Below are 8543 nucleotides of genomic sequence, written 5' to 3'. Positions count from 1 at the left end.
TTGGTAAGCCTGACAGGCAAAAACCACTCGGATGCAAAAGCAGGTCATACTATGGATATAGCATTATGAAAGAGCATTTTATTGACGTTCTATTGATAGAAGATGACAGGGACCTGGCTCTTTCTATTGCTGAATATTTACGTTTTGAGGGAATTCGTTGTGATCATGCTTTTAATGGTCATAACGGGTATAACCTGGCTACAAAAAATAACTACGATGTCATTTTACTTGATCTCATGCTGCCGAGAATTGATGGCGTAACGGTATGCCAAAGGCTAAGGTTCGAGGGTAATGATACGCCAATTTTAATGCTGACGGCCAAGGATACGCTTGATGATAAAGCGGTGGGCTTTGAGGCCGGAACTGACGACTATCTGGTAAAGCCTTTTGCCATGAAAGAGCTTGCGATGAGAGTTAAAGCTTTGGCCAAGAGAAAAAGTGGGCAGGTGAAAAAGCTCTGTGTTGATGATCTTGTTTTTGAATATAAAGCCCGAACGGTAAGGCGCGCAGGTCAAGAGATTAGACTGACGCCTACCGGTTTGTTGTTGCTGGATGTACTTATGCGGAAAAGCCCGTTAGTCGTAAGTAAAAGAGAGCTCGAAGAGACCCTGTGGCCGGAAGATGTGCCGGATAGCAATAATTTAAAAGTGCAGATATACCAGTTGCGGCAGAAAATCGACAAGCCCTTTGAAACCAAGCTAATAGAAACAGTTCCGGGTCATGGGTTCAGGATGATTGGTTCAAAATGATGTTTCTAAGAAAGTTTTCTGTCAGTAGTAAGCTGACATCCTATTTTTTCGGTATCGCCTTACTTACAGTGCTCGTTTATACCGAGCTTCTTGTCCAATTCTTTGAAAATGGTATTGAAAGTTCTGCGGAATTACGCTTGCTGACTGAAACCCACTCGTTTTCCAACGCCTATCAGAAAGACAAAACCGCCCCGCTTCCTTCATCGTATATGATGAAGTTTTATTTTGATGAACTGCCGAAGCTGATCATAGAACAGTCAGACATACTGAAAGATGTGAATATAGACGTCGGTGATTTCTTATTCATCATGGGAGATGAGGTGGTCCCTAAGCTGCTTAAAGATGAGTTTGTCCTGGTTCTTCACCATGCCAAGTTGTATGACGGACGATCTTTGTACGCGATTGCAAAATATGATTTTAACCTGTTGGCTGAGCACGAAACTGAACGCTGGGATGAGGACTTTTTATTCATACTCTATATCGGTGTTGGGTATCTCGTCCTGATATTGATCGCACTTTGGTTTTATAGCTATCGGGTAGGAAAAAAATCAGCAGCGCTTGTTGACTGGGCTGAGCAGATCTCGACAGAAAAACTGGACTCGGAGCGGCCCGACTTTCGTTTCGATGAGTACAATCGCGTCGCCACATGTTTGGAGCAATCTTTGAAACGAAATGCTGCGCTGATGAAAAGGGAGAAGAAGTTCTTGTCTCATGCCAGCCACGAGCTCAGAACGCCGATTGCAATTATTCGCGCCAATATGGAGATTCTGGAAAGAATGGATATACCGGAATCGGCACTTGGCTCACTCAGTCGTGTGGAGCGAGCCAATACAAACATGCAATTGATAACGGAAACCTTGCTCTGGCTCGGAAGGAAAAATGATACTGCACCTGCTGAATATCAAGTGAATCTTCCGCACTTGCTTAAACAGTTAATCGATGATCACACGTACCTTATTCAGGGAGAGAGTGTAGAGGTAATCCATGATTACGACACGGCTCCTGATGAAATATTACCGGCCACACCGTTGATGATCGTATTGAATAATTTGATACGCAATGCCTTTCAATACACCCACAAAGGCTGGATAAAAGTGACTTATCAGAGCGGTACCATCATAGTTGAAAATTATGACATGGATTTAGTGAATGACCGAGAGGTCGTCAGTTTTGGTCTGGGGCTGGAGCTTACGCAAAAAGTGTGCAGCAGGCTTAATTGGAATTTGGACATCAACTACAGTGACGGTGGGGTAAAAGCGGTGTTGCAATTACCCGTAAGTTGATTTGTTTTAGTTTGGGTTGGCTTGAAATAGAGCCAACCCATTCAATTTAGAACTTGTATGTTAAGCCAACGCCTGTGAAGTAGTCGTTGCTATCATAAAAGTTGATGTTTGAAGCCGTATTTGAGTAGCCAAGCAGTGCATTGAAGCCCCAGTTTTCCCATCCCATAAACTCGCTGTACTCATAGGCGAGATTAACGCCGTAGCTGTTATCCTTCTGAGTGTCATTAAATACAGGGTTTGTGGCGTCAAATTGGGTATTCGAGTAGTCAGCGTTGACCGAAAAAGCGTGATTACCGACCATATGCATATAAGTTAATGAAATCCCATATCGTTTAAAGGACATGGCTTTACCATCAGCAGAGTGATCCTGGTAAGAAATGGATGGTTCCAAAAAAGATGTTGCGCTGACAGGAAGGCCCATAGAGAGACTCGCGTAGTAGCCTTTGGCATCACGGTTTAGTAACTCTTGGTTGCTGGTCAGCTGGCTTCCCGATTTTTCATTTTCAACATCTTGGTCATAGAATGCAAAGTCGCCCGATAGACCCGTATCTAGAATGTTTTCATACTGAATTCGATAAGTGTTGCCAGAAATATCGGTCTTTTTTCTCGCAGTATTTGTCAGGTAGGGATCTTCCCAAACTTCACCACTGGCGATTGTGGGCAAGTAGGCAAATGAAAGAACAGATTCGTTGCCGAACTCCATGGCATAGCCAAGCTCTATGGCAAATATGCCTTCGATAATGTCCCCGCGAGATGTACCGAAATACAGCTGGTGGTCATTATTTTCTCCAAAGGTATAACGAAGTTGTCCCAGCGGAGCGAACATAGCCTGGGAATCTGATTCTCCTGCGCTATTAAGGTCTCCTGTTTTGGTTTCGTTGTCCATGTTGAAGTTACTTTTTCCGCCGCCGTAGCCAGCTAAAAGGCTGATTTCACCGCTGAGCCCCGGTTTATCTAATTCGGCGAATACCGTACCACTTAACGCAATACCCAGTGGCAATAAATATAGGTGTTTCATGATGTTCCTCTTCCATGCGTAAAAACACCTATACCTTCAGCTACAGCGGGTAAATGGGTGGTGAATTTTGATAATTAATTTAACGGCGTTTTTTAAACTGCTGCATGGCTGAGTTATTTGTGCACTTCAAACTCTAATCTTTGGCTTTCTCTCCCGTTAAGAATGATAGAAACCTGGTGGGTGCCAACGTAAAGCTTTCTTGTTGTAATTGGCTTGAAGCTCTGTTTTCTCTTTATGTCGTATATCCGACATGGTTCAATTTCTCGTTCACTGATCTTAAAGACTTTACGTGAAAGATCGCCATTATGTTTTTTGTAGTACAGTCCGTATTCGAGACGCAGCATTGTTGTTGATTCTCCGCGGTTCAGCAGTGAAAAGGTAAACTCCAACTGCTTGCCAATTTGTACGGCTGGCGTCGTCACTCTAAAATCGGATAACTCAATGTCTGTACTATCAAAGCCGAAGATCTGGAGAACATCAGGGTTTCCTTGCTTTAACAATGTCCGGCAGGCGTGTTTGATTAGTGCGTCGGTTTCTTTGCTGCTACCTAGCCACTCTTTCGCTCGTGAGATAACGAACTCCGGGTTGTCTTTAGAGATATCGTTGAGGTTGTTGGCAGCACTTCTTCTGACAACTTCGCAGCAGTCATCTTTGAGGTTGTCTAATATAGGTCCGATGGGATTGGGATCCTTTTTCAGGCACGGCAGGGCCATTGCCCATGGCAACCTTGGCCTTGCCCCTTCACTGGCAAGCCGTCTCACCTTGCTATTGTCGTGTGTTGACCAGCTGAGCATTTGTTTAAGCATTTTATCTTGGTACTTCACGATGTATGGCCTGACAGCAAATTCGCAGCTGGTAAACTGGGTAACATGTTCCAATGCCGAAATTGAATTTTCGTAGTCATCAATTCCATACATAGCGATGTACTCAGGGAAAAACATGTACTCGATATTTTTCTCCCTGATGCCTGCAGAGCGCAGGTTATCAATGAGCTGCTTGATGGTTTCAGCGGCGTCACCAAAGTCTGCCGGTAGAAAGTGATGAAGAACTGTTGCGGTATGAGTCATTCGCTCTTTTAGCTCGAGCTCGGCAAATGCATCGTTGAAGATCAGCGTATTAAATTTCTCCTTGTCAAATGAAGGGAGAGTCTGCGCCAGGATCTGTGAAAACTCCTCATAAAAGGATTTTGAATAGATATCTTTGAATAAATTACTCATAACGTCCTGTTGTATGGTGCGTCTAAACGGTGGAGCATTCTCACCCTCTCAACTATAAATGTCGGAATTATCAGTAGAAAGAGGGTGGAACGGTTTATTTTTCCGCTTGCGGGTATCTATAAGTCAAATATTTGATGGCACTCAGAGCTATCGAGAAGCCGCACAAGAATGCGATCCATCCCGGCTCCAGCACCTTCAAGCGGTTCCTGCAGCGGGTGTTGCCGATAGAGTTGCCCGTATGCTTTATCCGCAAACTGATCGAGTGGTTCTACTTCCATCTTGGCCTTGGTTTTCATGCGTTGTAAATGTTCGCCTGAGAATTTTAGTTTTTGTGGGTCTAACCAGCCTTGCTTCATAAACCCTGAGGCTTTGCGTTCACACCGACATGGATTGGTAGGGTCGACCAAGCCGCATTTATCGTTCATGAAGTTACGTAAATCACGGCGTGCCCGGGAGAGTTTCTGCCTGAAGTTTCCGGGAGTAATGTTCAGTATCTCAGCGGCAAGCGGTGCAGGCGCTTCAAAGATATCCGCCAAGATATAAACCATACGCTGGTCTCGATTCAGACACATTAACATGCCGAGCATACATCCAAGCTTGGCTTCTTCGATGATTAATGCGCGATCAGGCTCAAGTTCGGGGGCTAACCGTAAATCTTGATTAGGGATAGCATCCAAGTCGTCACCATAGTCATCAAAACCTGAAAAGACATTTTCGATTGGTCCGCGTTTGCTATCCAGAAAACAATTGGTCACGATCCTGTATGCCCAAGTCCGAAACGAGGATCGTCCCTCAAACTGCGCAATCCGAGTGATAATTCGTAACAGCGCCTCTTGGGTAATGTCTTGAGCATTCTGTGGATTGAGAACCATACGAACGGCAAGATTATAGATCCACCCTTGGTGGCGTCGGATCAGTTTTTCCAATGCCTGTTTGTCTCCTGAAGCCGCGGAGGCCGCAAGGGACGCATCTTTTTGGTCGTGCTGGATCTCGGCGGTAAAAGGGTTACGCATCATTAAGTCGTCCGTTCTGATCATAAACATTGAAAAATTCGAACAATTTCACTTCATCTGTATTTTGGAAGAATGCCATGTGCTCGTGGCTGGTCATCATTGATGCCGCGGTTTTTTCTGCTTCTTGTTGCGTTGTCCAGGCGATGAAGTCAATGTGGCTCTCGTTCGATTTCAGTGAGGATAACGCGATACCGCCAAAGAAGCTTGGATGATCGCGCAAAAAGCGATAAACACCTGGGCGATACTGTTTTTGTATTTCGGCGTCTTTTACTGAATACACGGCCAGCTCAATGGCTGCGCTTGGGCGCATAAATCTATTCAGTTCTGCAGGTGGGCTATCGGCCAGAAAGTGACCAAACACTTTCAATTCGTTAAAGCTGTCCATAAAGGTTGTGAAAGTTGGCTCGGTATGTACGCGATGGGCAGCCGCTTCTGCCGTCTCCAAGTCTTCCCAGAAATTGATATCAGCGAATAAATAGGGATCTGTTGGGGATTGGAGGTGAATACCACGTACAAAGCCGGGCATAGTGATCACACCCTTCATGGTCTCTTTCAGTAATGCCGGGTAGGTTATTGGGTTGTTTACCCTGTAGATTGCAACTTCTGAAACTTGTGAAACGGGGGAATCACTGGCTGGGTACAAAGAGACATCTTGTATGCTGTTGGATTTTTTCATTGCTCTAACCTCTGTGTTGTGTTGGTTATTGCCTGAAAAATTCAGGCATCGCAGAGTTAGACGTTTCGGAGAACTGAGCTGTTACAGTTTGCAGCGTTTTTTTATTGTTTTTTCTTTATTTCAGCGCTTAGCCATCTTCGAAGACGCTCGAAGCGCTTTGTTTCGGCGAAGCTGGCAGAGCAGACTAACCAATAGCTCGATTGCATGTTAACTGGTGGGCCGACTTTTTCCAGAAAGCCCGCTTCGAGGTCGTTTTCAATTAGCAGCGTTCGCCCTAGTGCGATACCCATTCCGCTGATGGCCGCTTGGAGCATCAAGTCGGCACGGTCAAACTGATGTTGGGGCGCGTGTGTATCAACCGTTGACTCGATTTGGGAGAAGTAATGGTGCCAGCTGAATTCAGTGCTATCGACCTCTCCGCGTCTGTCAGACAGCAATGGGGTGTCGGTAGCCAGCAGGCCTTTCTCGTCATTGTCTGTACTTCTTAAAATGGGGTAGTGGTTAAGGAATGCAGGGCTTGCGACGGGCTGGAGCTGGCATTGAGTCAGGCGGATAGAATACAGGCCGGGGTAAGGGCCGACTCCGAAACGAATTGCCACATCGGCCTCTCCTTGGTGCAAATCGACTAAGTCATCTCTTACTTCAAGTGAGATGGCCAATCCTTCTGCATTTGCCTTGGGGAGAATCGAGACGGCCCATTTCATCGCCAGAGATGATGGTAAGGAAAGCCTGATTGAGCCGGATGAGTCGCTCCGCTCTAATTTATCCAGAGCAGGTTGCCATGCGGACATAGATTCGATGGCGGCTGAACATAATATCTTTCCTGCCTCGGTGAATCGGAGACTCCTCGTTGTTCGCTCGAAAAGTGTCAGTCCCAGTGCCTCTTCCAAAGCCCGGATCCTGTGACTGACCGCAGACTGCTGTACGTTAAGTCTTTCAGCCGCTCTGGTGAAGCTCTTTTCTTCGCCAATCGCCGCAAGAAGAGGGGATGCCTGCGCTAGTTTAAGAAGAAGATCGTTCCTGCTCTTATTCATGAGTAAACCTCATGTTCTTATGAGTTCCAAATGCTCGTTGCCTACTTATATCATGAAACGAATCAAAGCCGGAGTGAATGAAAGAAGGATTATTTTATGACACAGTCTCATATTAATGTACGACGGGTACGGGCGCAAATCGTCAATGGGTTTGTCACGGGAAATATTGGTGGTAACCCTGCCGGTGTTGTTCTGGATGCGGATAACTTGAGTGAAGAGGATAAGCTTAACATCGCGGCTCAGGTCGGCCTGTCAGAAACGGCTTTTGTTTCTCAATCGGATGTAGCAGATTTTAAGTTAGATTTTTTCACCCCTAACCGGCGTATTGCACACTGTGGCCATGCCACGATCGCCACCTTTTCCTATCTCACAGAACTAGGGCGTGTGTCAGAGGGGGAAACATCAAAGGAAACGGTCGACGGGCCACGTAAAATTCTTATCAAAAATGGTGCTGCTTTTATGGAGCAACTGGCACCGACATATCGCATGCCAAGTGACTGGCAAAGCCAAGGGGTAACCGCTCAGGATGTACTTACTTCTCTCGGGCTAAGCGAGGGGGATTTAGATCCTCGTATCGGTCCTGTTCTTGTCAATACAGGTAATAGCTTTATTGTTGTCGCCGTTGCTGATACTAGCATTTTAGGTGATATAACCCCCAATCTTGCACAAATTGCCGGTATTAGCGAGAAGCTTGATTTGATCGGTTATTACGTTTTCACCACTGAAACGGAGTCAACAGACCGAGATGCAACCACCCGAATGTTCGGACCACGCTTTGCAATAGAAGAGGAGTCTGCCACCGGAATGGCAGCAGGACCGTTGGCCTGTCTGCTTTATGATTATCTGGATAATAAAAAAGAGACGCTGATGATCGAGCAGGGGAATTTCATGCATCCTGCCTCACCCAGCCAGATTTCAGTAGAGTTAATTATCGAGAATGACCAGATCAAAGGGCTCATGGCGGGAGGTTATGGCAAAGTAATGGAGCAGTTGGATATTACTCTTTAGCCAGCACTTTCACGCAATCAGGTTGCTTTGAGCAAACTGATTGCGTGCTACGTCCGCTTATCCGCAGCCGCTTAGGCTGCCTTTAAATACGCTTCGCGTACTTTATTTAATACCAGACCCAGGCAGACGATCGCGCTGGCACCGATTAATACCGGCGTTATCAAAAAAGGCCAGCTTTGCCCGGTTAACATGATAAGCATAGGGTTTGCGCCAGCTGGCGGGTGGGTGGTTTTTGTTAGCAGCATTGTGGTGATGGCAAGTCCTGTTGCAAATGCCAGTGACCACGGATATACGCCAATAAACTCAACAAAAGATACACCGATAAGGGCTGTTAGAAAGTGTCCGGCTATAACATTTTTAGCCTTGGCAAGGGGACTATCGGGCAGGCCGAATACCAACACGGCGGTTGCACCAAACGGAGCCATTAACCATAGCCCGGAATGAGTCAGGCTATCGAGATAGGACAGGATGCCGATAGCCAGTGTGGCGGCGATGCCTGCCGCAATCGGAAATTGAACCTTGTTCATGCTAGTTCCTTAATCTGA

The 8543-nt window shown here is 46.1% G+C and carries 9 protein-coding genes; 3 read left to right on the top strand and 6 right to left on the bottom strand.

Features of this window, described 5'->3' with window-relative positions; all coding sequences use genetic code 11:
• The first annotated feature begins 65 nt into the window (after window positions 1–65).
• On the top strand, window positions 66–749 hold the full coding sequence (locus tag MHN01_RS08915) for a response regulator transcription factor (RefSeq protein ID WP_239411033.1): 684 nt from the start codon (window positions 66–68) through the stop codon (window positions 747–749).
• Complete coding sequence (locus MHN01_RS08910) at window positions 746–2032, top strand: HAMP domain-containing sensor histidine kinase (RefSeq protein WP_239411032.1); 1287 nt, start codon at window positions 746–748, stop codon at window positions 2030–2032. Before MHN01_RS08915 ends, MHN01_RS08910 begins: the two co-directional genes overlap by 4 nt.
• Before the next feature lie 46 nt (window positions 2033–2078).
• On the opposite strand, the gene MHN01_RS08905 is transcribed toward MHN01_RS08910, so the two are convergent.
• From MHN01_RS08905 to MHN01_RS08885, 5 genes are all read right to left on the bottom strand, one after another.
• Window positions 2079–3050 carry a DUF2860 domain-containing protein gene (locus MHN01_RS08905; protein ID WP_239411031.1) on the bottom strand — a complete coding sequence of 324 codons (972 nt, stop codon included), beginning with the start codon at window positions 3048–3050 and terminating at the stop codon, window positions 2079–2081.
• Between the two features lie 113 nt (window positions 3051–3163).
• Window positions 3164–4267 carry a DNA alkylation repair protein gene (locus tag MHN01_RS08900; RefSeq protein ID WP_239411030.1) on the bottom strand — a complete coding sequence of 368 codons (1104 nt, stop codon included), beginning with the start codon at window positions 4265–4267 and terminating at the stop codon, window positions 3164–3166.
• A 116-nt stretch (window positions 4268–4383) separates the two neighbouring features.
• Entirely contained in the window at window positions 4384–5283 is a 900-nt protein-coding gene (locus MHN01_RS08895) for an RNA polymerase sigma factor (protein WP_239411029.1), read from the bottom strand.
• Complete coding sequence (locus MHN01_RS08890; RefSeq protein WP_239411028.1) at window positions 5273–5956, bottom strand: hypothetical protein; 684 nt, start codon at window positions 5954–5956, stop codon at window positions 5273–5275. The genes MHN01_RS08895 and MHN01_RS08890 overlap by 11 nt, the downstream gene beginning before the upstream one ends.
• A 101-nt stretch (window positions 5957–6057) precedes the next feature.
• Window positions 6058–6990 (bottom strand): LysR family transcriptional regulator, encoded by a 933-nt coding sequence (locus MHN01_RS08885; protein ID WP_239411027.1) that lies wholly within the window; start codon window positions 6988–6990, stop codon window positions 6058–6060.
• Window positions 6991–7086: 96 nt separating this feature from the next.
• Between MHN01_RS08885 and MHN01_RS08880 the strand changes: the two genes are divergently transcribed.
• A complete protein-coding gene (locus tag MHN01_RS08880) occupies window positions 7087–7998 on the top strand; it encodes a PhzF family phenazine biosynthesis protein (RefSeq protein ID WP_239411026.1) in 912 nt (303 codons plus the stop codon).
• Between the two features lie 71 nt (window positions 7999–8069).
• Here the strand turns inward: MHN01_RS08880 and MHN01_RS08875 are convergent, their stop codons facing one another.
• Window positions 8070–8525: an HPP family protein gene (locus tag MHN01_RS08875; RefSeq protein WP_239411025.1), complete on the bottom strand. Its 456-nt coding sequence runs from the start codon at window positions 8523–8525 to the stop codon at window positions 8070–8072.
• Window positions 8526–8543: the final 18 nt, after the last annotated feature.

The sequence above is a fragment of the Photobacterium sp. OFAV2-7 genome, assembly GCF_022347985.1.
Lineage (GTDB): Bacteria > Pseudomonadota > Gammaproteobacteria > Enterobacterales > Vibrionaceae > Photobacterium.
The sequence above is the reverse complement of the archived record's forward strand: the minus strand, read 5'-3'. Positions and strand labels throughout refer to the sequence as shown.

Coding starts and splice junctions, on each gene's coding strand:
- MHN01_RS08880 (WP_239411026.1), top strand. CDS start 7,087: ATGACACAGTCTCATATTAATGTACGACGGGTACGGGCGCAAATCGTC.
- MHN01_RS08895 (WP_239411029.1), bottom strand. CDS start 5,283: ATGATGCGTAACCCTTTTACCGCCGAGATCCAGCACGACCAAAAAGAT.
- MHN01_RS08915 (WP_239411033.1), top strand. CDS start 66: ATGAAAGAGCATTTTATTGACGTTCTATTGATAGAAGATGACAGGGAC.
- MHN01_RS08910 (WP_239411032.1), top strand. CDS start 746: ATGATGTTTCTAAGAAAGTTTTCTGTCAGTAGTAAGCTGACATCCTAT.
- MHN01_RS08875 (WP_239411025.1), bottom strand. CDS start 8,525: ATGAACAAGGTTCAATTTCCGATTGCGGCAGGCATCGCCGCCACACTG.
- MHN01_RS08900 (WP_239411030.1), bottom strand. CDS start 4,267: ATGAGTAATTTATTCAAAGATATCTATTCAAAATCCTTTTATGAGGAG.
- MHN01_RS08905 (WP_239411031.1), bottom strand. CDS start 3,050: ATGAAACACCTATATTTATTGCCACTGGGTATTGCGTTAAGTGGTACG.
- MHN01_RS08890 (WP_239411028.1), bottom strand. CDS start 5,956: ATGAAAAAATCCAACAGCATACAAGATGTCTCTTTGTACCCAGCCAGT.
- MHN01_RS08885 (WP_239411027.1), bottom strand. CDS start 6,990: ATGAATAAGAGCAGGAACGATCTTCTTCTTAAACTAGCGCAGGCATCC.